Origin of the sequence: Novosphingobium sp. UBA6272, assembly GCF_002440635.1 — a bacterium.
Lineage (GTDB): Bacteria > Pseudomonadota > Alphaproteobacteria > Sphingomonadales > Sphingomonadaceae > Novosphingobium.
Genome location: NZ_DJUW01000002.1, coordinates 58,244 through 82,994, shown reverse-complemented (window position 1 = coordinate 82,994; position 24,751 = coordinate 58,244). Strand labels below are relative to the sequence as shown.

At 64.1% G+C, this 24,751-nt stretch carries 22 protein-coding genes; 10 read left to right on the top strand and 12 right to left on the bottom strand.

The features are described 5' to 3' along the window. Window positions 1–39: 39 nt before the first annotated feature. The gene (locus B2V17_RS01050) at window positions 40–1,083 is read left to right on the top strand and encodes a mannose-1-phosphate guanylyltransferase (RefSeq protein WP_292994272.1); all 1,044 of its coding nucleotides are present in this window, start codon (window positions 40–42) and stop codon (window positions 1,081–1,083) included. Further along, on the top strand, window positions 1,080–1,874 hold the full coding sequence (locus B2V17_RS01045; protein WP_292994270.1) for a class I mannose-6-phosphate isomerase: 795 nt from the start codon (window positions 1,080–1,082) through the stop codon (window positions 1,872–1,874). Before B2V17_RS01050 ends, B2V17_RS01045 begins: the two co-directional genes overlap by 4 nt. 12 nt (window positions 1,875–1,886) lie before the next feature. On the opposite strand, the gene mnmA is transcribed toward B2V17_RS01045, so the two are convergent. Next, window positions 1,887–3,041, bottom strand: coding sequence for a tRNA 2-thiouridine(34) synthase MnmA (gene mnmA / locus B2V17_RS01040; protein ID WP_292994268.1), 1,155 nt, complete (start codon window positions 3,039–3,041; stop codon window positions 1,887–1,889). Window positions 3,042–3,164: 123 nt separating this feature from the next. On the opposite strand from mnmA, the gene B2V17_RS01035 reads away from it, so the two are divergent. The 6 genes from B2V17_RS01035 (at window position 3,165) to B2V17_RS01010 (ending at window position 10,549) form a co-directional block, all read left to right on the top strand. After that, window positions 3,165–3,467 carry a hypothetical protein gene (locus tag B2V17_RS01035; protein ID WP_292994266.1) on the top strand — a complete coding sequence of 101 codons (303 nt, stop codon included), beginning with the start codon at window positions 3,165–3,167 and terminating at the stop codon, window positions 3,465–3,467. Beyond that, complete coding sequence (locus B2V17_RS01030; protein WP_292994752.1) at window positions 3,467–3,766, top strand: DUF1153 domain-containing protein; 300 nt, start codon at window positions 3,467–3,469, stop codon at window positions 3,764–3,766. Before B2V17_RS01035 ends, B2V17_RS01030 begins: the two co-directional genes overlap by 1 nt. A 283-nt stretch (window positions 3,767–4,049) precedes the next feature. Then, the gene (locus B2V17_RS01025; RefSeq protein ID WP_292994264.1) at window positions 4,050–5,228 is read left to right on the top strand and encodes an efflux RND transporter periplasmic adaptor subunit; all 1,179 of its coding nucleotides are present in this window, start codon (window positions 4,050–4,052) and stop codon (window positions 5,226–5,228) included. A gap of 25 nt (window positions 5,229–5,253) precedes the next feature. Further along, on the top strand, window positions 5,254–8,745 hold the full coding sequence (locus tag B2V17_RS01020) for an efflux RND transporter permease subunit (RefSeq protein ID WP_292994262.1): 3,492 nt from the start codon (window positions 5,254–5,256) through the stop codon (window positions 8,743–8,745). A gap of 68 nt (window positions 8,746–8,813) precedes the next feature. Then, window positions 8,814–10,022, top strand: coding sequence for a DUF445 domain-containing protein (locus B2V17_RS01015; protein WP_292994750.1), 1,209 nt, complete (start codon window positions 8,814–8,816; stop codon window positions 10,020–10,022). Further along, window positions 10,019–10,549, top strand: coding sequence for a GNAT family N-acetyltransferase (locus tag B2V17_RS01010; RefSeq protein ID WP_292994260.1), 531 nt, complete (start codon window positions 10,019–10,021; stop codon window positions 10,547–10,549). The genes B2V17_RS01015 and B2V17_RS01010 overlap by 4 nt, the downstream gene beginning before the upstream one ends. Here the strand turns inward: B2V17_RS01010 and B2V17_RS01005 are convergent. The 5 genes from B2V17_RS01005 to sucC all read right to left on the bottom strand — a co-directional run bounded on the left by B2V17_RS01005 (window position 10,546) and on the right by sucC (window position 15,079). Continuing rightward, window positions 10,546–11,415, bottom strand: a complete 870-nt coding sequence (locus B2V17_RS01005; RefSeq protein WP_292994258.1) for an energy transducer TonB — start codon at window positions 11,413–11,415, stop codon at window positions 10,546–10,548. The two genes, B2V17_RS01010 and B2V17_RS01005, sit on opposite strands and share 4 nt — an antisense overlap. Window positions 11,416–11,556: 141 nt before the next feature. Next, window positions 11,557–12,486 (bottom strand): electron transfer flavoprotein subunit alpha/FixB family protein, encoded by a 930-nt coding sequence (locus B2V17_RS01000; protein ID WP_292994256.1) that lies wholly within the window; start codon window positions 12,484–12,486, stop codon window positions 11,557–11,559. A gap of 1 nt (window position 12,487) precedes the next feature. Further along, window positions 12,488–13,240, bottom strand: a complete 753-nt coding sequence (locus B2V17_RS00995; protein WP_292994254.1) for an electron transfer flavoprotein subunit beta/FixA family protein — start codon at window positions 13,238–13,240, stop codon at window positions 12,488–12,490. Between the two features lie 190 nt (window positions 13,241–13,430). After that, the gene (locus B2V17_RS00990; protein ID WP_292994252.1) at window positions 13,431–13,883 is read right to left on the bottom strand and encodes a hypothetical protein; all 453 of its coding nucleotides are present in this window, start codon (window positions 13,881–13,883) and stop codon (window positions 13,431–13,433) included. Then, a complete protein-coding gene (gene sucC, locus B2V17_RS00985; RefSeq protein WP_292994251.1) occupies window positions 13,883–15,079 on the bottom strand; it encodes an ADP-forming succinate--CoA ligase subunit beta in 1,197 nt (398 codons plus the stop codon). The genes B2V17_RS00990 and sucC overlap by 1 nt, the downstream gene beginning before the upstream one ends. A gap of 152 nt (window positions 15,080–15,231) precedes the next feature. Between sucC and B2V17_RS00980 the strand changes: the two genes are divergently transcribed. Further along, on the top strand, window positions 15,232–16,017 hold the full coding sequence (locus B2V17_RS00980; RefSeq protein WP_292994249.1) for a 3'(2'),5'-bisphosphate nucleotidase CysQ: 786 nt from the start codon (window positions 15,232–15,234) through the stop codon (window positions 16,015–16,017). Window positions 16,018–16,077: 60 nt separating this feature from the next. Here B2V17_RS00980 and B2V17_RS00975 read toward each other — a convergent pair whose 3' ends face one another. Next, window positions 16,078–16,767, bottom strand: coding sequence for an OmpA family protein (locus B2V17_RS00975; protein ID WP_292994247.1), 690 nt, complete (start codon window positions 16,765–16,767; stop codon window positions 16,078–16,080). A 133-nt stretch (window positions 16,768–16,900) separates the two neighbouring features. Here B2V17_RS00975 and B2V17_RS00970 point away from each other — a divergent pair, with 133 nt between their 5' ends. Further along, entirely contained in the window at window positions 16,901–18,214 is a 1,314-nt protein-coding gene (locus B2V17_RS00970) for a hemolysin family protein (RefSeq protein WP_292994245.1), read from the top strand. Window positions 18,215–18,422: 208 nt separating this feature from the next. Here B2V17_RS00970 and B2V17_RS00965 read toward each other — a convergent pair whose 3' ends face one another. The 5 genes from B2V17_RS00965 to B2V17_RS00945 all read right to left on the bottom strand — a co-directional run bounded on the left by B2V17_RS00965 (window position 18,423) and on the right by B2V17_RS00945 (window position 24,741). Next, window positions 18,423–18,833: a DUF3035 domain-containing protein gene (locus B2V17_RS00965; RefSeq protein WP_292994244.1), complete on the bottom strand. Its 411-nt coding sequence runs from the start codon at window positions 18,831–18,833 to the stop codon at window positions 18,423–18,425. 4 nt (window positions 18,834–18,837) lie between these two features. Then, window positions 18,838–19,365, bottom strand: a complete 528-nt coding sequence (gene lspA / locus B2V17_RS00960; protein WP_292994243.1) for a signal peptidase II — start codon at window positions 19,363–19,365, stop codon at window positions 18,838–18,840. After that, window positions 19,362–22,355 (bottom strand): isoleucine--tRNA ligase, encoded by a 2,994-nt coding sequence (gene ileS, locus B2V17_RS00955; protein WP_292994241.1) that lies wholly within the window; start codon window positions 22,353–22,355, stop codon window positions 19,362–19,364. Before ileS ends, lspA begins: the two co-directional genes overlap by 4 nt. Before the next feature lie 251 nt (window positions 22,356–22,606). Beyond that, on the bottom strand, window positions 22,607–23,548 hold the full coding sequence (locus B2V17_RS00950) for a bifunctional riboflavin kinase/FAD synthetase (RefSeq protein ID WP_414690737.1): 942 nt from the start codon (window positions 23,546–23,548) through the stop codon (window positions 22,607–22,609). Then, window positions 23,545–24,741: a dipeptidase gene (locus B2V17_RS00945; RefSeq protein ID WP_292994239.1), complete on the bottom strand. Its 1,197-nt coding sequence runs from the start codon at window positions 24,739–24,741 to the stop codon at window positions 23,545–23,547. Before B2V17_RS00945 ends, B2V17_RS00950 begins: the two co-directional genes overlap by 4 nt. Window positions 24,742–24,751: the final 10 nt, after the last annotated feature.

Genomic DNA, 24,751 nt, shown 5'->3' with positions numbered 1-24,751 from the left:
ACAATTCCATCGCGTGGAAGTTATGCTAGTCGATTGGCCATGAACAACCCCCAAATCCATCCCGTGGTGCTTTGCGGCGGCAGCGGCACACGGTTGTGGCCGCGCAGCCGGGTGGCCAAGCCCAAGCCGTTCCTGCCCTTGGTCGGCGACGGCACCCTGTTCGAGGCGACCCTCGCGCGCTGCCCTGCTGCCGCAGGTTTTGCCGTGCCGATCGTGGTGACCGGCGCCGCGCATCTTGCCCATGTCGAGGCGCAATGGCCCGCCGGCGTGGGAGGAGAGACGATCGTCGAGCCCTGCGCCCGCAATACCGCTGCCGCGATTGCGTTGGCGGCGCTGCGCCTGCCGGAAGACGCGGTGATGCTGGTCTGCCCGAGCGATCATCACATTGCCGATGCCGCGGCATTCCAGGCTGCGGCTCATGCTGCGGCGGAGCTGGCAGCAGAAGGCTGGCTGGTGTCCTTCGGAATCGAAGCGACCGCGCCTGAAACCGGATTCGGCTATCTGCGCCGGGGCGAGCCGATTGGCGCGCTGGGCTTCAAGGTGGCGCAGTTCGTCGAAAAGCCCGATCTTGAGCGGGCGAGACAATTCCTGGCCGACGGCGGCTATGCCTGGAACGGCGGGATCTTTGCCTTTCGCGCCGGGACCTTTCTGGATGAACTGGCAGCGCACCGGCCCGAGATTGCGGCTATGGCGCGCAAGGCTGTAGCGGGCGGGCACAGCCAAGGCGCACGGTTCCATCCCGATCCGGAAGCTTTCGCGGCCATCAACAGCGAATCGGTCGACTATGCGGTGATGGAGAACACCGCCCGTGCCGCGATGGTTCCGGCCGCGATGGGCTGGTCAGATATCGGTAACTGGGATGCGCTGCTGGCCGCGCGGCCCCGCGACGCGTCGGGCAACGCGGTCAAGGGCCCCGCCGAACTGGTCGATTGCCGCAATGTCCTGATCGAGAGCGATGGCCCGCGGGTTTCCGCGATCGGGCTCGAAGACGTGGTGATCGTGGTCGATGGCAACGAAGTGCTGGTCACGACCCGCGCCGGAGCGCAGCTGGTCGGCAAACTCGATGGAGCCGCCAACCAGTGAGCGGCAAGCTGCCAACCCGAATGGTCGAACGGCCTTGGGGACGGCAGGATCTGCCGCCGCCGTTCGTTGCGCCGCCGGGCAAGACGATCGGTGAAGTCTGGTTTGAGCCGCCAGCGCGGCTCGATGACCTGCTGGTCAAATACATCTTCACCAGCCAGGCCCTGTCGGTGCAGGTCCATCCTTCGGACGCGCAGGCGCCTTCAGGCCACCGCGGCAAGGAAGAATGCTGGCTGATTCTGGCGGCCGAGCCCGGCGCCAGACTGGGCATCGGTTTTCGCTGTCCGATCGCCGCCAATGCGATGCGAGCCGCCGCGCTGGATGGCTCGATCGAGGACCTGATCGATTGGCATCCTGTCAAGGCCGGGGACTTCTTTTATATTCCCGCCGGAACGGTTCATGCGATCGGGCCCGGCCTGAGCCTGATCGAAGTCCAGCAGAACAGCAACATCACCTACCGCCTATATGACTATGGCCGTCCGCGCGAACTGCACCTTGATGCGGGCATGGCAGTGGCGCTGGGCGAGCGGTATGATCCGGGTCTGGCCAGTCAAGTGGCAGAAGAGGGTGCAGCCGGGCTGGTCGAAGGGCCGCATTTCCGGCTCGATCGGGTTGATGGCGCTCCCGATCCGGAAGTTTTACGCCGCTATGCCGGCCCCCTGCTGGTGATCCCGCTCGATGGAACCGCAACTATCGACGGCTCGGCGATTCGCGGCGGTGACTGCGCGCTGGCCGATTCGCTGGGCGAGGTCAGCTTTGCCGGTCGCAGCCTGATCGCCCAGCCCTGCGCCTGAACCTTTTGCAGGTCAGGCCGGTTCGGCAGTCTCGATCCAGCCGCCACCAACCACGCGGTCGCCCGCATAGAGTACTGCGGCCTGGCCAGGGGCGACACCATATTCGGGCTGGGCAAAGCGAATCGTTACCTCCGCGCCGTCGCCCAGCAATCCCTCGAGCACGACCGGAACTGGCCGCGCCAGCGAGCGGACCTTGGCGGTCAGCGGCGCATCGGGCAGCGGGCCGATTCGATTGGTTTCGCTGATCCGTGCCGCGCTGACCGCCAGCAGGTGCTTCGGGCCGACCAGGACCTGGCGGTTCGGCGCATCGATCCCGGTAACGTAAAGCGGCTCGGGCTGACCGCCGATCTCCAGCCCGCGGCGCTGGCCGACAGTGTAGTGGATGATCCCGCGATGCTCACCCAGCACCGCGCCGCTCTGAGCATGAACGATCTCGCCCGGCTCGCCGCCTTCGGGCCGGACCGCGCGGACGATCTTTGCATAGTTGCCATCGGGCACGAAGCAGATGTCTTGACTGTCGGGCTTGGCGGCAACCCGCAGCCCTTCGGCCTCGGCGATCACGCGGACCTGCGACTTGGGCAGTCCGCCCAGCGGAAAGCGCAGGAAATCGAGCTGGGCATCGGTGGTGCCGTAGAGAAAATAGGACTGGTCGCGGGCCGGATCGAGTGCGCGGTGTAGCTCAGGCCCGGCCTGGCCAATCTGGCGGCGGACATAGTGCCCGGTGGCCAGGCAATCGGCCCCAAACTCGCGCGCCATCGCCAGCAGATCGGTGAACTTCGGTCCCATATTGCAGCGGATGCAGGGGATCGGGGTGCGTCCGGCAAGGTAATCGTCGGCAAAACGCTCGACCACTTCTTCGCGGAAACGGCTTTCGTGATCGATCACGTAATGGGCAATGCCCAGCCGGTCGGCGACGGCGCGGGCATCGCGAATATCGTCTCCGGCACAGCAAGCGCCCTTGCGCGCGGCGGCCGCGCCCGAATCGTAGAGCTGCAGCGTCACGCCCAGAACCTCGGCCCCGCTGCGCGCGGCGAGCGCGGCCACCACCGAGCTGTCGACCCCGCCCGACATGGCGACGACGATCCGTTTCCCCGCCATCGGCCCAGACAGCTGGAACAGCTCGGCGGCGTCCGGGAGGGTCGCGGAAAGGGGCAGGGCGGGGGTCATCGCGGCGCGCCTTACACCGGGAAGGCGGCGCGGGAAAGCTTGCTGCAATTCGGTAAGCAATGTCAACGAGGGGTAAACCCCGGCTTTACCCGATCTTGACCATAGCCGCGTAGAAGCAGGCTCATGGAAATCGCCAAAGACCTTATTGCCAGCCTTCGCGGCCGACTTGGGCCGCAGCTGCCGGGTTCGGTTGAAACCGGACTCGCCTGGTCGGACCTGCACGCCCGGCTCACCGCCGCGCACGCAGCTGCAGGGGAGCTTGGGCGAAACGGATCTGTTCGGGCGGGCAGTTTTGAACAGTGGAATTCAGCGGGGGCCAATACCTCACGCTCCGTTAACCGAACTGATTTAGCAGATGGCAAACGTGCCCAAGGCATGGAAGCTGCCTTCGCCGGAAAAACCACCGCCGGCGGTCGAGGACAATGATGATCGAGAACCAGAAGATTCGACCCGCGATGGTAATCGGCCCGCTTGGCGAGCCGTTGACCATTGATTCGTTGCCGGCTCCGACCACGACCCGTTGGGTGGTGCGCCGCAAGGCCGAGGTCGTGGCCGCCGTCAACGGCGGACTGCTGACCATCGACGAGGTCTGCGAGCGTTACAACCTGACGCTCGAAGAGTTCGCGTCGTGGCAGCGCGCGGTTGATCGTTCGGGCATGCAGGGCCTGCGGGTCACACGGATCCAGCATTACCGCGATCTCTACGAACGCCAGCTCAAGTACTGAATTCCTCCTGCGGAGGGCTGCGCGGCCGGGACGGGTGAAAACCTGCCCCGGCCGTTGCCGTTTCTGCACCATGCGGTTTGCCGAAGCTCCTTTGCCGTCTGCCGACCCCGTGATTGCCCTCGTGCCGCTTCCCGACTAAGGCCAACAGTGGCTCGAAGCAGCCAAGCCGGACGCAACTCGCGGCTTGCGGTTAGTGAGTTAGCCATGTAATACAGTTTGGCCGGTTTCCTGCCGTTGGCGGCGGGATCGACCGTTTCTGGTCCGGGGCAAAGGCGATTGAGTGATGAATTACGAAACGGGAATTGAGGCAGAACGGGCAGCCGGAAATCCGTTGCTGGAAGGCGGCGAGGAAGATCGCCGTTCGCGCCGCAACCTGATCCTGCTGGCCCTGGGGGTCTTGCTGGTGATCATCGCGATTGCCTATTACGTAAACCGCAGTGGCACTGCGACACCCGCCGATGACAAGAAGGATCAAGCGCCGGTCGTCACCGTGGTGACGCCTGGCCGTACGACGATTGAAGGGCAGATCACCGCGACTGGCACCCTTGCTGCCCGACGCGAGATGCCGGTCGGCGTCCCTGGCGAGGGCGGACAGATCGTCGCCGTGCTGGTGGAGCCTGGTCAATGGGTCCGTGCAGGACAAGTTCTCGCCGTGATTGACCGCTCAGTCCAAAGCCAGCAACAGTCAAGTCAGGTCGCTCAGATTCAGGTGGCCAAGGCCAACGCCCGCCTCGCCCAAGCCAATCTCGATCGTGCGCTCAAGCTGGTCAGCAAGGGCTTCGTGTCAAAGGCCGATATCGACCGGCTGACCGCGAATCGCGATGGCGCCGTTGCCCAGGTCCGCGTTGCCGAGGCGCAGCTGGGCGTGCTCAATGCCCAGGTTCGCCGACTCAACGTTGTCGCGCCTGCCGCCGGCCTGGTGCTTGAACGCCGGGTGGAACCCGGCCAGATCGTCAGCGCTGGATCGGGCGTGCTGTTCCGCTTGGCCAAGGGCGGCGAAATGGAACTCAAGGCACTGCTCGGCGAGACTGACCTCGCCGCACTGAGCCAGGGGGTTAGTGCTTCGGTCACGCCGGTCGGAGCCGCGAAATCTTTTAGCGGCCAGGTCTGGCAGATCGCTCCGGTGATCGACCCGGCAACCAAGCAAGGCACTGCGCGGATCGCGTTGGCCTATGCCCCGGAACTGCGCCCTGGCGGCTTTGCCTCAGTGACAATCAAGTCGGGCACCATGGTTGCTTCAGTTCTGCCGGAAAGCGCGATCTTGTCCGATGCGCAGGGAAGTTACGTCTTTGTTGTCGGCAAAGACAACAAGGCTGAACGGCGGCCCATCAAGCAAGGCCAGATTACCGCCCAGGGTATCGTGATCACCGAGGGTCTGAACGGTTCCGAACGCGTGGTGGTGCGGGCCGGCGGGTTCCTCCAGCCGGGCGAGACGATCAAACCCGTCGCGCCGCGCAATTGATGCGGAACCGGGCGGGAGCGCAAACATGAATTTTCAAAACATCTCGGCCTGGTGCATCCGCAACCCGGTGGTGCCGATCGTCCTGTTTATAGCCTTGATTCTGGGCGGAATGGTCACGTTCTCGCGAATGAAAGTGCAGAACGATCCCGATATCGAATTTCCGCTGGTGGTGGTCTTCATCAGCCAGCCCGGCGCGGCACCGACCGAGATCGAAAACCAGATTACCCAGAAGGTCGAATCTTCACTGCGATCGTTGCAGAACGTCCAGAGCATCAGCTCAACCGCGCGCGAAGGCGCCAGTCAGACCGAGATCGAATTCGAAATCGGCACCGATGTCGTCGAGGCGCTGAACGACGTCAAGAACGCGGTCGATCAGGTCCGGGGCAGCTTGCCGGACGGAATTCTTGAGCCCGAAGTGACCAAGATCGACATTTCCAGTGACGAAATCGGCTATTTCTCGGTCCTTGCTGACGACATGACGATTGAGCAGCTATCCTGGTTTGTCGACGACACGGTGACAAAGAACCTGCTCAGTGTCCCGGGCCTGGCCCAGGTCAATCGCGGCGGCGGGGTGACCCGCGAGATCGCGGTCATTCTCGATCCGGGCAAGATGCAGGCCAACGGCGTGAGCGCCGGCCAGATCAATCAGGTCCTGCGTCAGCTCAACCTCAACGCGGCGGGCGGACGCTCGGAAATTGGCGGTTCGCGGCAATCGGTTCGCGTGCTGGGCAATACGGCGACCGCCTACCAGCTGTCGCAGACCGATATCCCGCTGGCCGGAGGCCGGGTCATCAAACTGGCTGACATTGCCAAAGTGACCGACAGCTACAGCGAAGTCACTTCGCTTGGCAAAACCAACGGAAAGATGGCGGTAACTTTCGGGATCCAGCGTGGTCGCGGCGAATCCGATGTGTCGGTCTATGACGCGGCAGTGGCTCGACTCGAAAAGATCGAGGCCGACAACCCAGGCATCAAGTTCACCAAGCTGTTCACCACAGTGCCTTACGTCAAGGAACAGTACACCAGCTCGATCGCGGCGATGGTCGAAGGATCGATCCTCGCGGTGATCGTGGTGTTCTTCTTCCTGCGCGACTGGCGCGCAACGATGATCTCTGCAATCGCAATTCCCTTGTCGGCGATTCCCAGCTTCTGGTTCATCGACATGCTGGGGATCACGCTTAATCAGATGTCCTTGCTTGCCCTCGGCCTGGTCGCGGGGGTCCTGGTCGATGATGCGATCGTCGAGGTTGAGAATATTGTCAGGCATATGCGGATGGGCAAGAGCGCCTATCAGGCAGCTATCGACGCGGCCGACGAAATCGGCCTGGCGGTGGTGGCTACCACCTTCTCGATCGTTGCGGTGTTCCTTCCGGTCGGGCTGATGCCGGGGATTCCTGGCCAGTTCTTCTTCAACTTCGGCTGGACCGTCGTGGTGTCGGTGCTGATCAGCCTGGCGGTCGCGCGGATGATCACTCCGATGATCGCGGCCTACTTCCTCAAGCCGGCCGGCCCTGCCGAGCACGGCGGCGGGCCGTGGATGGACCGCTATGAACGGCTCCTGCACTTCAGCCTTGATAACAACAAGCAGCGTGCGTTTCGTGCCAAAGTTGAATCGGTCCGCGGGCGGCCCGGCTATCACCTGTTGCCGGCGCTGGCCGGGATATTCGCGGCGCTGTCGCCGTTCATCATGCGCAGCGAACCTGCAATTGGCGAAGTTGCCAAAGGCCCGGGTGTGGGCTTGATCCTGTCGGCCATGATCCTTGGCGGGCCGATTGCCTACGGGCTGGTATTCCTGCTTCAATCCTTGCTGGTCTCGCTGGTCAATCTGGCGATCCGTCAGCGCGACGCCGGGTTCTTCGCCTGGAACCGGTTCTGGGCGCTGCGCCTCAACGCGCGGCTGCGCGATCACCGGGTCTGGATGCTGGGAATAGCCTTCTTTGCGCTGATCCTTTCGGGCGTGTTGTTTGGCGTGCTGCCGCAAAAGCTGTTCCCCGAGCAGAACAGCGACTTCAGCCGCATCACGATCGAAATGGTCCCGGGGACCACGCTCAAACAGACCGAAGACGTTTCGGCGCAGGTTGCCGCGCTGATTGCGAAGCAGCCCGAAGTTCTTACGGTTCAAGAGCGGGTCCGCGAAGCCAATGGCTCGCTGTTCATCACCTTGAAGGCCGACCGCGAAGGCACCAGCCAGGATTTCGAGCGCAGACTGACTCCTGAATTGCAAAAATTTGCCGATGCCCGGGTCAACTTTCAGGCCCTGTTCCAAGCGGGTCCTCCGGGAATAGGGCGGCCGATCTCGGTTATGCTGACTGGTGCGGATTCGGTTTTGCTGGAGGCGACCGCTGCAAAGCTGGCTGAACAGATGAAATCGATCCCCGGGGTGGTTGCCCCACGGGTTGCCGCTGATACCCGCCGACCCGAACTGGTCATCACCCCGCGTCAGGAACTGGCAGCAAGCCTGGGCGTGACCACCGCCGCGCTCAGCCAGACGATCCGCATTGCCACGATCGGCGAAATCGATCAGAACGCAGCCAAGTTCTCGCTTTCTGACCGCCAGATCCCGATCCGGGTGCGCTTGTCGGAAGATTCGCGGCGCGATCTGTCGGTGATCATGAACCTGCCGGTGCAGACCGCCAGCGGCGGCTCGGTGCCGCTCTCGCGGGTCGCCGATGTCAGCTATGGCTCCGGCCCGGTCTCGATTCGCCGCTTCAATCAGGAACGCCGCGTCTTCGTTGGTGCTGACCTGGCGCCGGGTTTCCAGGAAGGTCCGATCAAGCAAGCGATCGACAAGCTGCCGGTGATGGAGAACCTGCCACTGGGTCTGAGCAAGAAGCCCTTTGGTTCGGACGAAATCTTCGAAGAGCTGATCACCAGTTTCCAGATTGCGCTGGGATCGGCGGTACTGCTGGTGTTTGCGGTGCTGGTGCTGCTCTACCATCGCTTTGTCTCGCCGCTGGTCAACATGGCGTCGCTGTTCCTGGCCCCGCTTGGCGGGTTGATCGCGCTGTGGATTGCCGGGCAGGAAGTGACCCTGCCAGTGTTCATCGGGATCCTGATGTTGTTCGGAATCGTGGCCAAGAACTCGATCCTGCTGATCGACTTCGCGATTGAGGAAATGGCCAAAGGCGTGCCGAAATACCAGGCGATCGTCGATGCCGGACACAAACGTGCGCAGCCGATCGTGATGACCACCGTGGCGATGACCGCGGGGATGGTTCCGACCGCGCTTTCGATCCATGGTGACAGCGCCTGGCGCCAGCCGATGGGCACCGTGGTGATGGGCGGCCTGATCCTGTCGACCCTGCTGACCCTGCTGATCGTGCCTGCGGGTTTCAGCCTGGCCGACGGGTTCGAAAAGCGGATCGGACCAAAGCTGCGCCGGACGTTCCTGACCTGGGAGCCGTCGAAGACTGGCGGCGCGCAAGCCGAGTCCCAGCCTGCCGCCGTGCCCGATCCAACCAAGCCCGTCGCCACCCCCGCCACGCGGCGGGATGACGGACCCTTGCCGGCCGAGTGAACCAGCAGGCGCCCAGACTGCGCTGGCGCCGTCCGGTCGCCGCAATACTGCCCGACCGGGCCCGCACCATGCGCCGAATGGCCACTGGCCTCTTGGTGGCGATGGCTGCGCTCTATCTGGTCGCGCGGCATTTTATGGACTCCCACCCGGTCTGGAGCTGGGTCCTGGCCTTTGCCGAGGCCGGGATGGTCGGCGGGCTGGCCGACTGGTTCGCGGTCACCGCGCTGTTCCGCCACCCGCTTGGCCTGCCGATCCCCCACACTGCGATCATTCCCGAGAACAAGGATCGCATCGCCGAGACGATGGCGCAGTTTCTGCGCGAGAATTTCCTGACCCCTCAGGTGGTCGCGCGGCGTCTCGCGAACATGAACCTGGCCGCAGCGGCGGGCGACTGGCTGGCCGATCCCGCCAAAGGGGGCAGCACCCGGCTGCGCGACGGCGCGGCCGAACTGCTCGCTCAGGTGCTTGAGTCGCTCGATCCCGAGCGGCTTGGCAACCAGGTGCGGAGCGGGCTGTTCCGCCAGCTTGAGAAGCTGGAAGTTTCGCCCTTGCTCGGTCAGATGCTCCGCACAATGATCGCCGACCGGCGGCACTTACCGGTGATGGACTCGCTGATCCGCTGGACCGGGCTGACGCTGGAAGACAATGAAGAGCTGATTCGCGACCTGATCCACCGCCGCGCCAATGCGGTGCTGCGCTGGACCGGGCTGGATGAGCGGCTGGCGACATCGGTGATCGACGGGCTCTACAAGCTTCTCGCCGAAGTCATCGTCGATCCCGACCATCCGCTGCGCGGCAAGATCGAGGAAGGGCTGGCCAAACTGACCGACGATCTACAGCACGACGAGGAGCTGCGCGGCAAGGTTGAACGGATGAAGCGCGAGCTGATCGCCAATCCGGCGGTATCGAACTGGTGGCAAGGCGTATGGGAACGGCTCCGCGGCGCCATGCTGGGCCGCCTGCGCCGCCCCGCCGGCGAAGGCAGCGGTCAGCTCGGCGAAGCGCTGGCCGAACTGGGCCGCCACCTGCGTGACGATCCCGCGCTGCAACATCAGATCAACCGCTTTGCCCGCCGCACCCTGGTCGGGGTGGCGGTGCGTTATGGCGATCAGATCGTCCGGCTGGTTTCGGAAACGGTCAAGCGGTGGGACGCCCAGACCGTTACCGGCCGGATCGAAGGCGCGGTCGGCCGCGACCTGCAATTCATCCGCATCAACGGCACGCTGGTCGGCGGGCTGGTCGGGGTGCTGATTCATGCGATCGACCAACTGCTATGAGCGCCGGGCCGCTTCTCACCTCCAAGCGGCTCGAGCTGTGGCAGCCGCAGATCGGCGATCTGGCCGATCTGTTCGACCTGACCCTTGCAGAGGAAACCCGCCGGTTTCTCGGCAGCTTCGTGCCGACCGAGATGGATGCCTTCAACCGTCTGCTGCGCAATGCGGGTGGCTGGGCACTTTACGGGTATGGCATCTTCAATGTCCGGTTGCAGGGCGGGTCCAAGATTATCGCCACCTGCGGCGTGTTCCGAAGCCATCGTGGCTTTGGCCCGGAGCAAGGCCTCGACAATGTCCCCGAAGCCGGCTGGATCGTTCACCAGGATCACTGGGGTCAGGGGATTGCCCGCGAGGCTATGGAAGCCGCGTTGGCCTGGTTCGACGCCGCCCATGGCCAGCAGCGGATCGCCTGCATGATCGAGGAGGGCCACGCCGCTTCGGACAAGCTGGCGCGGCACCTGGGGTTCGTCGAATATGGCCGGCAGGAGAGCGAGGGCGCGGCGCCTCTACTGCTGTATCAACGGACCTAGCCGGGGATTATCCACCGGACCTTGCCTACATAAAAGGAGCGTACCGGTGCTCCTGATGAGTCCAGTGCGGGGTTGAACCGCGCCCGCTTGGTCAGCAGCTTGCAGGTGAGATCGGCGAAATCATCAGGATTGGTCCGGTAGAGCACGTGGCAGCCTGAAACGGCACCAGCCGCATCGACCGCCAGCCGGAATTGCACGATCCCGTTTGCCCCGCGGTAGAGTGAGCGGTAGGGATAGTCTTGGGTGCCAAGCCAGGTTGAGGGTGATGATGCCGGCACCGGAGCCTGACGCAAAGCGGCATACTGAGCCGGATCATAACCCCAGTTGCTGACCAGATTGTCTACACAGGTGCGCATTGCGCGCATCGGCGCGGCCAATGAACCTGTCTCCAGGCGGTAACGCCGCTTGCCGGGCAGTGTCAGATCAATTGCCGTAGCCCTCGCTTCCTGCTCGGTCGTTACGTTCGGGGGCATGGCCAGTGGTTCACGGCTGAACCAGCCGTCCAACCGCACCGTCCCCACCACCATCAGTGGCAACTTGTTTCCGGCAGTGCCTGTTACCGCCTCGTATTTGACGGCCGGGGCCAAGCCAAATCCCACCTCCACAGTCGCCATAGGGTCCTGCGTGTTGAACAGCGGGCCAAACAGTGTCAGATTGAGCACGCTACCAGGTTGATACCGCGTCAACCGCACTATCGTCTCTTCCTTGCTGGCCCCGAACTTTGCAAGCAGGTGACAAGCTTCCTTGTCATAGTTGATCTCCCATTTGCCGACTTTGGCAAGCGCAACTGGGGGCTTCACTGCCGCCAAGGCTGGCTGAACTGTTACTGCCAGCGACACTGGAATCAGAATGATGTTGCGCAACATCGGGATGTCTCCAAGCACTAGGTGATCAACCTAACCGGTTGTATGGCAGAGGAAACCACTATTCATTTACAGCAAGCCTGACCCGAAAGAAAAAGGCCCCGCAAATGCAGGGCCTTCTCCGAATTCTTCTGTCGGTTCGGATCAAAGCTTGCCGGTCAGCTCCGGCACCGCGTTGAACAGGTCCGCGACCAGGCCAATGTCGGCGACCTGGAAGATCGGCGCGTCCTCGTCCTTGTTGATCGCGATGATGGTCTTGGAATCCTTCATCCCCGCGAGGTGCTGAATCGCGCCCGAGATGCCGACCGCGATGTAGACTTCCGGGGCGACGATCTTGCCGGTCTGGCCGACCTGGTAGTCGTTGGGGACATAGCCCGCGTCGACCGCCGCGCGGCTGGCGCCGATCGCGGCGCCCAGCTTGTCGGCCAGCGGGAAGATGGTGGCCTTGAAGGTATCCGCATCCTTGAGCGCGCGGCCACCCGAGACAATGATCTTGGCGCTGGTCAGTTCCGGGCGCTCGCTCTTGGCGATTTCGGACCCCATGAAGCTGGACAGGCCGGAATCGCCGGTGCCCGAAACGGCCTCGACGCTGCCCGAACCGCCGCTGGTTTCAGCCTTGGCGAAAGCGGTGCCGCGTACGGTGATCACCAGCTTGGCATCGCTCGATTCAACCGTGGCGATCGCGTTGCCGGCATAGATCGGGCGGGTGAAGGTCTTGGGCCCTTCGACCGAGAGGATGTCGGACACCTGCATCACATCGAGCAGCGCGGCGACTCGCGGGGCGATGTTCTTGCCGGTGGTGGTGGCCGGAACGACGAAGGCATCGTGGCTGGCCATCAGGCTGGCCACCAGCGGCGCGACGTTTTCGGCCAGCGCATTGGCATAGGCCGCGTCATCGGCAAGGTGGACCTTGCCCACGCCGGCGATCCTGGCGGCTTCATCGGCCACGGCCTTGCAGCCCGAACCGGCGACCAGCAAGTGGACTTCGCCGATCTGCGAAGCGGCGGTAACGGCGGCCAGGGTAGCATCCTTGACCGAGGCGTTGTCGTGTTCGACCCAAACGAGCGTCTTCATGTCAGGCGACTCCCATTTCCTTGAGCTTGGCGACGAGGGCATCCACGTCGGCCACCTTGATGCCGGCCGAACGGACCGGCGGTTCGCTGACCTTGAGGGTCTTGAGGCGCGGAGCGATATCCACGCCGTAGTCGGCCGGGGCCTTGGTGGCGAGCGGCTTGGACTTGGCCTTCATGATATTGGGCAGCGAGGCATAGCGAGGTTCGTTGAGGCGCAGGTCGGTGGTGACCACCGCCGGCAGCGCCAGCTTGACCGTTTCGAGCCCGCCGTCGACTTCGCGCTTCACCACCACCGAATCGCCTTCGATCGCGACTTCGTTGGCGAAGGTGCCCTGCGGGCGGCCCATCAGCGCGGCGACCATCTGGCCGACCTGGTTCGAATCGTCGTCGATTGCCTGCTTGCCGGTTATGATCAGGCTGACGCCTTCTTCCTCGGCGACGCCCTTGACCAGCTTGGCCACGGCGAGCGGCTCAACCTCGACGCCGTCATCGACCTGGACCAGCACGGCGCGGTCCGCGCCCATGGCGAGCGCGGTGCGCAGCGTTTCCTGGGCCTTGGCCGGCCCCACCGAAAGCGCGATAATCTCGGCCACCACGCCCTTTTCCTTCAGGCGGATGGCTTCTTCGACGGCGATTTCGTCGAAGGGGTTCATGCTCATCTTCACATTGGCGAGGTCGACACCGGTGCCGTCGGATTTGACCCGCGGCTTCACGTTGTAATCGATCACGCGCTTTACGCAGACCAGGGCTTTCATGCTGTTCCAGCCTTTCCCGTTGAATGACGCTGCCGCGCCTAGTTTACGTTTACGGAAACGTCAACCCATCTTCATCGACCGGTTAAGCCCCGAGATGCATCAGCCATTGCCACGCCGCCGCAGCGGGTCAAGTCGAGTTTGCTGATGCCTTGCAGCAAAATTTCTACACGTGCCGGGCAATGGCAGAAACCTAGTTCGAGGGAGCGGCCTGAATGCCCGGGAAGTAAGGCCAAACCTCGCGACGATCAGAATGCAGCACGCGATCCTCGTGGCGCGCCTCGGACTGATCACGGAACAGGTCATAGGGGCTTGGGCCATTGGACAGGATCATCCGCGAGCGTTCGCCGATGTGCGCCAACGGGATCGAACAATCCGCGCCAGCTCCGGGCCCGCCCACTTCAACAAGCTCGGGAGGATAGCCCTTCAGGACATGCTCAACGCGGACCAGGGCGGGTCGCTCGGGCGTCCAGGGGCGCACAACTTCACCATCGATGATGATGGTAGCGCGTTCGATGGAGTCACGAACATCGCGGCGCTGCTGGGAGCTGCCTTCGTAGTCCGCCGGAAGTATGATCGAGCAAGCAACAGCGGGGCTGGCAGCCAAGAGTGTCGCCAGCCCCATCACTGTTGCAAACGGACGCATCACGCCGCCTTGCGCACTTCCGCGACGATCTTCTTGGCGGCATCTCCCAGATCGCTGGCCGAGACGATCGGCAGGCCCGAGCCTTCGAGGATCTGCTTGCCCAGTTCGACATTGGTGCCTTCGAGGCGGACCACCAGCGGAACCGAGAGGTTCACTTCCTTGGCCGCTGCGACGATCCCGTCGGCGATGATGTCGCATTTCATGATCCCGCCGAAGATGTTGACGAGGATGCCTTTCACCGCAGGGTCCTTGAGGATGATCTTGAACGCCGCGGTGACCTTTTCCTTGCTGGCGCCGCCGCCGACATCGAGGAAATTGGCGGGAAACTCGCCGTTGAGCTTGATGATGTCCATCGTCGCCATGGCCAGGCCCGCCCCGTTGACCATGCAGCCGATGTTGCCGTCGAGCTTGATGTAGGCGAGGTCGTACTTGCTGGCTTCGATCTCGGCCGGGTCTTCCTCGGTCTCGTCGCGCAGCGCCATCACATCCGGGTGGCGATAGAGCGCGTTCGAATCGAAGCTCATCTTGGTGTCGAGCACCAGCAGCTTGCCATCGCATTCGGCCAGCGGGTTGATCTCGATCATCGCGCAGTCGAGCGCCATGAAGGCGTCGTAGAGCTGCTTGCCGAGGACCTGGGCCTGCTTGGCCAGATCGCCCTTGAGCTTGAGCCCGAAGGCCAGCGCGCGGCCATGGTGCGGCATGAAGCCCTGGGCCGGGTCGATCGTGATCGTCACGATCTTTTCCGGGGTATCGTGAGCCACGTCCTCGATGCTCATCCCGCCTTCGGTCGAGGCGATCATCGCGATCCGCCCGGTGGCGCGGTCAACGAGCATCGACAGATAGTATTCCTTGCCGATGTCGACCCCGTCGGTGATGTAGAGCCGGTTGACTTCCTTGCCTGCATCGCCGGTCTGGATCGTCACCAGGGTATTGCCGAGCATCTCGCGGGCGTGGCTTTCGACTTCCTCGAGGCTCTTGGCCAGCCGCACGCCGCCCTTGGCATCGGGGCCCAGTTCCTTGAACTTGCCCTTGCCGCGCCCGCCGGCGTGGATCTGGCTCTTCACCACGTAAAGCGGCCCCGGGAGCTGCTTGGCGGCTTCGACCGCTTCGGAAACCGACATGGCCGCGATGCCCTTGGGGATGGCGATGCCGAACTTGGCGAGCAGTTCCTTGCCCTGATACTCGTGGATGTTCATGAGGGGTCACTCCGTGGGGGGCGGTGCTGGCACCGGGATTGCGGCTGGCCTAAGCACAGGCTGGCGGGCTTGAAAAGGCCTCCGAAGGTCGCAAAGGTGAGAAATATGAACGCTAGTTGCGAGTCGTTATCAGTAACCGCGGAGAATGCCGCTTGATCGACCGCGCGCGCCTCGAAGCGATCGTCCGCGAAGCCGGGCAGCTCGCGCTCGGGGCCTGGCCCGGCCACGGACATGCGCTTGAAACTTGGGACAAGCATGGCGGCAGCCCGGTCAGCGCGGCGGACCTTGCGGTCGATGCATTCCTCAAGCGCGAGCTTGGCCTGCTTCTGCCATCGGCCGGCTGGCTGTCAGAGGAAACCGTCGACGCGCCCGAGCGACTGCAGGGCGGGCTGATCTGGCTGGTCGATCCGATCGACGGGACCCGCGATTTCATCCGCGGCCGGGCCGGCTGGGCGATTTCGGTCGCGCTGGTCAGCGCCGGCAAGCCGTTGCTCGGGATCCTTGATGCACCGGCGCGGGGCGAGTTCTGGTCGGCCGAGGCGGGCCGGGGGTCGTGGCGCAATGGCGAGCGGCTTGCCGCCAGCACACGGTCCGAACTGATCGGCGCGCGGGTTCCGGCGCTGGCCCTGCCCAAGACCGATGCCGATCTGACCCCGGTCGACCAGCCCAATTCGATCGCGCTGCGGATGGCGATGGTCGCCGCCGACGAGGCCGATCTGGTCGCCACGCTGCGCTGGGGCTACGAATGGGATATCGGCGCAGCAGCCCTGATCGCGCGCGAGGCAGGGGCGGCGGTAACCGACGCTTTCGGCGCGCCGCTGACCTACAATAAGCGCGATCCGCGCGCCTTCGGGGTGCTGGTCAGCTCGCCCCAAATCCACGGCGCGGCCGTTGAACGGCTGGCCGGGCGGGCAAGGGATCTGGTCGGGCAAGGTTGAAACAGAAGGGGCCCGCCCTTGCAGGCGAGCCCCTCTGGTGATTGGCTGAATCGCGATCCGTTATGAACCGGAAGAGCGAGCCGCGGCCACGTCTTCCTGGGTGACCGGAACGATCTTGATCTCGACCCGGCGGTTCCTGGCGCGACCGTCGGCGGTGTCGTTCGAGGCGACCGGCATGGTCTCCCCAAAGCCCTGGCTGCGCAGCCGTGCGGCGGGGACACCCTTTGAAATCAGGTAGTTCATCACCGTGCGGGCGCGGTTTTCCGACAGGGTCTGGTTGAACGCGTCCGAACCGGTCGAATCGGTGTGGCCGTAAACGTCGACCAGGCTGTTGGGATACTGGATCAGGCTCTGCGCCACCTTGTCGAGCGTTTCGCGGAAGGCCGGCTTGAGCGTGGCGCTGCCGACGTCAAAGGTCACGCCGTCGGGCAGATTGACCAGGATCGCCTGACCATTGTCGGTCTCGGTCACGTCGACGCCCGAGCCGGCGGTCTGTTCCTTCAGCTCCTTGATCTGCTTGTCCATGGTATAGCCGACCGCGGCCCCGGCGACACCGCCGATCCCCGCGCCGACGATCCGCCCGGTCTTGCCGCCGATCAGCCCGCCCAGCAGGCCGCCGACAACCACGCCGCCAACTCCGCCGATCGCGGTGCGGCTGATCTTCTTCTCACCGGTGTTGGGATCGGTGACGCAGGCGGTCAGCATCGATGCGGCCGCCAGGCTCGCAAGCATTGTACGGGTCTTGATCATGGCATTTCCCCTTCCATCATAGGAACTTGATATTAACCCTATCGTCCGGAACATGAATGGTCCCTGCATCGCATCTTTGTCAATCGCCGCGCGCCTCTTCGCGTAGCGCTGCAAGTCTGCTAACGGATGAACCGTGCAAGCATTCCCCTGGACCGATGTTTTTGTCATTGCAGGCCTGATCCTGCTCAATGCCCTGTTCGCAATGTCCGAACTGGCGATCGTTTCGGCGCGCCCAGCGCGGCTCAAAGTCGCAGCGGATCGCGGCCACAAGGGCGCGCGGACCGCTCTGCTGCTGGCCTCGGACCCTGGCAAATTCCTCTCGACCGTGCAGATCGGGATCACCCTGGTCGGAATCATTGCCGGCGCCTATTCGGGCGCCAGCCTCGGCGGACCGACTGCCGAACGGCTGACCGCGCTGGGGCTGCCCGATCGCTATGCCGAAGAAGCAGGCTTTGCGATCGTCATTGTCCTGACCACCTATTTCAGCCTGGTCATCGGCGAACTGGTGCCCAAGCAGATTGCGCTGCGTGCGGCAGAGCCGATCGCGATGGTCGCGGCGGTGCCGATGGCGGTGGTCGCCCGGGTGACCGCGCCGTTCGTCTGGCTGCTCAACCGCTCGTCCTCGTTCCTGGTTCGCGTGCTGGGGGTGCGGGGCAAGGGCGAGCACTCACTGACCGCGGAGGAGCTCCACCTGGTCTTCGCCGAGGCGACCCGCTCGGGCGTGATCGAAGAGGAAGAACGCCAGATCATGACCGGGATTATGCGGCTGGCCGACCGTCCGGTGCGTGAACTGATGACCCCGCGGACCGAACTCGACACGATCGACCGCAAGGCCAGCGAGGCCGAGGTCCGCGCCGCGATCAAGGATTCGCCCCATTCGCTGCTGCCGGTGGCCGATGGCAGCCCGGACAACATCGTCGGGGTGGTCAAGGTCAAGGACGTGCTGGCGGTGCTGCTGGCCGGCAAGAAGGTCCAGCTGGCCCGGCTGATGCGCAAGGCCGAGGTGATCCCCGACCAGCTTGACGCGATGGACGCGCTGCGGCTGCTCCAGCAGAGCGACGTGGCGATGGCGCTGGTCCATGATGAATATGGCCATCTCGAAGGGGTGGTGACCCCGGCCGACCTGCTCAGCGCGATCGTCGGCAATTTCGCCAGCCACCAGGATGAAGGCGACGAGCCGATGGTGGTCGAGCGCGAGGACGGCAGCCTGCTGATCGCCGGTTCGCTGCCCGCCGATGCCCTGGCCGACCGGCTGGAGATCGAACTTCCCGATGACCGCGATTTCGCCACCGCCGCCGGCTTTGCCCTGTCGGTGATGAAGAAACTGCCGCACGAAGGCGAGCACTTCCACGAACAGAACTGGCGCTTCGAGGTGGTCGACATGGACGGCCGCAAGATCGACAAGCTGCTGGTCAGCAAGGCCGCTTCGCGCACGGACGCGGAATAGCTCTCGCAAAGGCGCGAAGGCGCAAAGGCGTGGTATCCGACCCAAGACTCCCACTTTCCCGCGCAAGCGGGACGCAACCCTCTTCCCGCTTGCGCGGGAAAGGCCAGGGCCTCGCACAACACCTTTGCGCCTTTGCGCCTTTGCGAGTGCAACCAAAAAAGGCCCGCGTTTCCGCGAGCCCTTTTGAATCACAGACTGAAACGGTAACTCAGGTACCGCCGATCATGGTCTGGGCTTCGCGGCCATCGCCTTCCGGCGCGGCGACGATGTCGCGGGTGACTTCGCCCTTGGCGACGGTCTGGGTTGCCGGATCGCCGACGGTCGAGCGGATTGAAGGGGCGGCCTGACCGCTCTTCTGGCCGACCGTGGTTTCCACGCCGGAACGCGGCTGGGCCGGGCCGAACAGCGCGCCCTGGGCCTGGGCCGCAGTGCTCTGCTCGGTCGGGCGCGGGGCGCCGGGGGCAGGGGGAACCAGCGCGAAATCGGGCGGAACCACCAGCGGAGCCTGGCGCTGCACCGCGAATTCATCGGGGCGCTGGCGGTTGAACAGCCCGCCGCCGCCGCAGGCGGAAAGCAGCAGGGCGCTGCCGGACAGGACGATCAGGGCTGACTTACGCATGGTCTCAATTCTCCGTAGCGGGGGCGCCCGCCGGTTCAGTTTCGGTCTTTTCGCGGATCAGGAAGCTGCGGGCAAGGATTATCGCAACCCCCACGGTGATCGCCGCATCGGCCAGGTTGAAGATATAAAAGTGCCAGGTGCCGATGTGGAAATCGGCATAGTCGAGCACATAGCCGAAGCGGTAGCGGTCGTGGATATTGCCCAGCGCCCCGCCCAGCACCATGCCGAGCGGCAGGATGTCGCCGAACTTCTTCTCGCGCAGCAGCCAGACGAACACGATCAGCGCGATTCCGGCGGTCAGCGCCACCAGCCCCCAGCGCATCTCCATCGAATTGGCGGTGAGGAATCCCATCGAAACGCCGTGATTGTGCGTCCGGGTCAGGTCGAAGAACGGCAACAGGTCGATCTTCATGTATTCTTCGGTGAGACCCCAGGGTCCGTCGACCTGGCGCTTGATCCACTGGTCCAACCAATAGACCAGCCCGGCCAGGATCAGGCCGATGGTGCGGGGGCGGGCGGAGAGGAAGCTCATGCGCCGGCGTCCATGCCCGCCACCACCTGATCGCAACGTGAACAAAGCGCGCCGTCCTCGGTCACCTCGGGGAGGTGCCGCCAGCAGCGGCCGCATTTGTGGTGGGTGGTGCGGGTGACGGAAAGCGTGTCGCCCTGTTTGACCGAAGACACGATGAACAGTTCCGCGAGGACTGTCTCACCTATGTCGGCGAACGGCGCGGTCACTTCCACCTCCAAGCTTGATCCTACAGTTTTTTCTCGCCGCAGAGGTTCAATCATTTCCGTCACGGCGCGACGATGATCTCGAAGAGTGGACCAACGAACTAATGGCTCACCATTCTCAAAAAAACAAAGCTCGTCACCCCGGACTTGATCCGGGGCTTGGCTTCCTTCCGCCGCCGTCGCCGAAGAAAAGCCTTGGCCCGGGTCAAGCCCGGGCTGACGGGGAAGGGTCGGCCACTCAAGCAGATGCACGCTCCCCGCCTCCGGATAGCGCGTTCCCCACACTTCCTCGGCGGTGAAGACCAGCACCGGGGCGGCGTAGCGCACCAGGGCGTGGAACAGCGTGTCGAGCACGGTGCGATAGGCCATCCGCTTGGGATCGGTCGCCGCGTCGCAATAGAGGCTGTCCTTGCGGATATCGAAGAAGAAGGCCGAAAGGTCCTCGTTGCAGAAATCGGTCAGCGCGCGGACATAGGTGTTGAAGTCGAACTCGTCGGTCGCCTTGCGCAGCGTCGCGTCGAGCCTGGCCAGCAGCGCCAGCACATAGCGCTCCAGCTCCGGCATCGTCTCCACCGGCACCCGCTCGGCCTCGCTGAAGCCGTCGAGCGCGCCGAGCAGATAGCGGAAGGTGTTGCGCAGCTTGCGGTACTGGTCGGACACACCTTTCAGGATTTCATCGCCGATCCGGTGATCCTCGGTGAAATCGACCGACAGCGCCCACAGCCGGATGATATCCGCGCCATAGGTTTCCATCACCTTGTTGGGATCGATGGTATTGCCCAGGCTCTTGGACATTTTCATGCCCTTGGAATCCATCGTGAACCCGTGCGTCAGGATCCGGTCATAGGGCGCGCGGCCACGGGTAGCGCAGCTTTCCAGCAAGGACGACTGGAACCAGCCGCGGTGCTGGTCAGAGCCTTCGACATAGATGTCGGCCGGCCATGACAGGTCAGGCCAGCGATCCGATTCCAGCACATAGGCGTGGCTGGTGCCCGAATCGAACCAGACGTCGAGGATGTCGGAAACCGCTTCCCACTCGTCGGGGTTGTACTTGTCGCCCAGGAAGCTGTGCGCGGTGTCGGGCGTCCAGGCATCGATGCCGTGTTCGCGCACCGCCGCGACGATCCGTTCGTTGACCGCTTCGTCGACCAGGTATTCGCCGCTCTTGCGATTGACGAACAGCGTGATCGGCACGCCCCAGGCGCGCTGGCGCGACAGGACCCAGTCGGGACGGCCCGCGACCATCGAACCGATCCGGTTGCGGCCCTTGTCGGGGGTGAACTGGACCCGTTCGATTTCGGCAAGGGCTATTTCGCGGAGGGTAGTCCCCCTCCCGCTTGCGGGAGGGGTTAGGGGTGGGTGAGTCTGATCGGGCGAATGGGTTGCATTGGCCGACTGGCCCACCCCCGACCCCTCCCGCAAGCGGGAGGGGAGTTCTTTGTCCATCGGCACGAACCACTGCGGCGTGCAGCGATAGATCACCTTGGCCTTGGACCGCCACGAGTGCGGATAGCTGTGCTGGTAATCCGCCGAAGCCGCCAGCAGTCCGCCCGCCTCGCGCAGGTCCGAGCAGATCGGCCCGTCGGGGGCGTTGAACTTGGGGTTGATGACCGAGCCCTGCCCGCCCAGCCAGGGCCAGTCCTCACGGTACTTGCCATCGCCTTCAACCGCGAACTTGGGGTTCAGGCCGTGGGCCTTGCACAGCTCGAAGTCGTCCTCGCCGTGATCGGGTGCCATGTGGACCAGCCCGGTGCCGGAGTCGGTGGTGACAAAGTCGCCCGGCAGGAACGGCCGCGGCTCGGCAAAGAACCCGCCGAGGTGGTGCATCGGGTGGCGGGCTACCGCGCCGTCGAGAGCTCCTGGCTTTAGGTAAAGCTCTTGATCGACAATTGCGAACTGCCAATCGCATTGCTTCTGCAGCCAATCGCGCCCCAGTTTGCGAACCGCAAATGCTTCAACCAAAGCATCGGCAACGATGTAGGGCGTATCGCCAACGTAAAGCCGCCGATAGAGAATGTCAGGGCCGAAGGCGATCGCTTGGTTCACTGGTATAGTCCAAGGGGTTGTCGTCCAAATTACGACGAAACCTCCGACCAAGCTTGGGTCATTAGGACATTCAACAATCTCAAACGCCACGTCGATCTGGGTCGAGGTGATATCTTCATACTCCACCTCGGCCTCGGCCAGCGCGGTCTTTTCGACCGGCGACCACATCACCGGCTTGGCCCCACGATAGAGCTGGCCGCTGGTAGCGAACTTGAGCAGCTCGGCCACGATCGTCGCCTCGCTCTCGGGCTGCATGGTCAGGTAGGGATTGTTCCAATCGGCCATCACGCCGAGCCGCTTGAGCTGCTGGCGCTGCACGTCGACCCAATGCTGGGCATAGGCCCGGCACTCGGCGCGGAATTCGAGAAGGGGGACCTCGTCCTTGTTCTTCTTGGCCTTGCGGTACTGCTCCTCGACCTTCCATTCGATCGGCAGGCCGTGGCAGTCCCAGCCCGGAACATAGGGCGCGTTCTTGCCCAAGAGGTTCTGGGTGCGGCAGACCATGTCCTTGATCGTGTGGTTGAGCGCGTGGCCGATGTGCATGTCGCCGTTCGCATAGGGGGGACCGTCATGGTACATGAAGGTCTCACGCCCGCGCCGCGCATCGCGCAGCTGCTCGTACAGCTTTTCCGCTTCCCAGCGCGCGGCAATGATCGGCTCCTTCCGGGGGAGGCCGGCCTTCATGGGGAACTCGGTCTTCGGCAGGAAGACGGTGTCTCGATAGTCGCGCTGTTCAGTCATGGCGCGCGGGCCTTAGCGGGGGCGGCGGGAAATCGCAATTTTTTGGTTCGCGGCTTGGGCAGGACGCCGAAGGCAGAATGGTTCACGCAGAGGCGCAGAGAGGAAGTGGAGGCGCAGAGGGGTAGCGCACACGGCGAAGCCGCCTTTGTCAACTCGTGTTACGCTTGACGAAACCTGGCGCAAGTAAAGAGAGCCTGCGGCGCTTCCAGCTCCTCCGCGCCTCCCTTTTCTTCTCTGCGCCTCTGAGTGAACTAACCTTGCGCAGCGCCGAGCAATGCCCTCGCCTGCAAGCAATCGGCCTCCATCTGCGCGGTCAGTTCTTCCAGCGTGTCGAACTTCGCTTCGGGGCGCAGGTAGTGGTGCAGGGCCACTTCGATCTCCTGCCCATAGAGATCGCCGGAGAAATCGAAGAAATAGGGCTCGAGCAGCTCGATCGGCGGATCGAAGCTGGGCCGGATCCCGAGGTTGGCCGCGCCGTGGACGATCTGGCCGCCAGGCAGCAGGCCGGTGACCGCATAGATGCCGTAGGCCGGGCGCAGGTAGCTGCCGAGCGACAGGTTGGCGGTGGGATAACCGATGCTCCGGCCGAGCTTGGCCCCGTGCTCCACCGTGCCGCGGATCGCGAAGGGGCGGGTCAGCAGGTGCGTCGCGGTGCCGCAATCGCCGGTCTTCAGCGCTTCGCGAATCCGGCTGGAGGAAACTACTTCGCCATGCTCGCTGACCGCGCCGACCGCGCGGGCCTGCATCCCCGCGCTGCTGCCCAGCTCGGCCAGGATCGGCACGTTGCCACCCCGGCCCTTGCCGAAGGTGAAGTCCTCGCCGGTCACCACCCCGGCCGCGCCCAGGCGGCGGATCAGCAGCTCAAGCACGAAGTCCTCGGCCGTGGTTGCTGCCAGCGCGCCATCGAAATGGAACACCAGCATGGCATCGGCCCCGGCCGCTTCGAACAGTTCCTGCCGCTGGCCGAGCGTGGTCAGCCGGAACGGCGGGGTCTGCGGGGCGAAATGGCGCACCGGGTGGGGATCGAAGGTCGCGATGATTGCCGGTCGGCCCTCGGCCCAGGCCCAGCTGATCGCCTCGCCCGCCACGGCCTGGTGGCCGCGGTGGAAGCCGTCGAAATTGCCCAGCGCGATGATCGCGCCGCGCAAGCTCTCGGGCATGGGTGCTCGCGCATCGAGCCGAGGGATCGTCATGACGCGCGCTTCTGCTCCAGCTGCGCCGCGCTCATCGGTACGATCCCGGCGCGGATCAGGCGCAGCGCGTTGCCGCCCATTACCGCGCGGATTTCCTGCGCGGTAAAGCCTTCGTCCAGCAGGGCCTGGGTGATCTGGACAAGGTTGGAAGTATCGAACCGCACCGTGGTCGCCCCGTCATAGTCGCTGCCGAGGCCAACGTAGTCGATCCCGACCAGATCGCGGACGTGGCGGATCGCCTTGGCGATCGAGCGCGGGCTGGTGTCGCAGACCGCCGCATCCCAATAGCCGATCCCGATCACCCCGCCGGTGCGGGCGACGCCGCGGATCTCGTCGTCGGAAAGGTTGCGGTTGACCTTGCACACCGCCTGGACCCCGCCGTGGCTGGAAACCACCGGGCGGCGCGCGCTGGCCAGCACTTCGGCCACGCATTGGTGGCTGCAATGGGCAATGTCGACGATCATCCCGATCTCTTCCATCCGGCCCATGATCTGGCGCCCGAACGGGGTCAGCCCGCCCTTGCTCACGCCATGGAGCGATCCGGCGAGCTCGTTGTCGAAGAAGTGAGTCAGCCCGGCCATCCGGAACCCGGCGGCGTAGAGCTTGTCGAGATTTTCGGCCTTGCCCTCAAGGTTGTGCAGCCCTTCGACCGAGAGCAGCGCGCCGACCGTGCCATGCGGCTTGTGCGCCGCCAGCAACCGGTCAAAGCTGGCCTCGTCGCTGACCTTGAGCAGCTGACCGTCCGTGGTTTCCACCGCGCGATCAAGCTTTTGCCCGTGCCACAGCGAGCGTTCAAGCAGCGAGGTCCAGGTCCGGCGTGGCTGCATCTGGGCAATCGCCAGCAGGGTGATGTTGTCGCTGTCACCGCTGTTCGAATCGTAATTCTGGCCCTTGGGCGACTTGGTGGTGGAGGCGAAGACCTGCAACGTGACGTTGCCCTTCTGCAGCCGGGCCAGATCCTCATGCCCACGATCGGCAGGCTGAGTCAGATCGCGCTTCCACATCAGCGTATCGGAATGGAGATCGACCACCAGCAGGCTCTTGTGCAGTGCCTCGGCCTCGGGGCTGACCGGGATCAGTTCCTTGCCGTCGATCCGGTTCATGCTGTTTTCGAGATAGCCCGGCGCGATCCCGAAGAACCCGAACGCCGCCAGCGCCACCACCGCGACTGCAATCCAAATCCGCTTGCGCATCTGCCCCGCT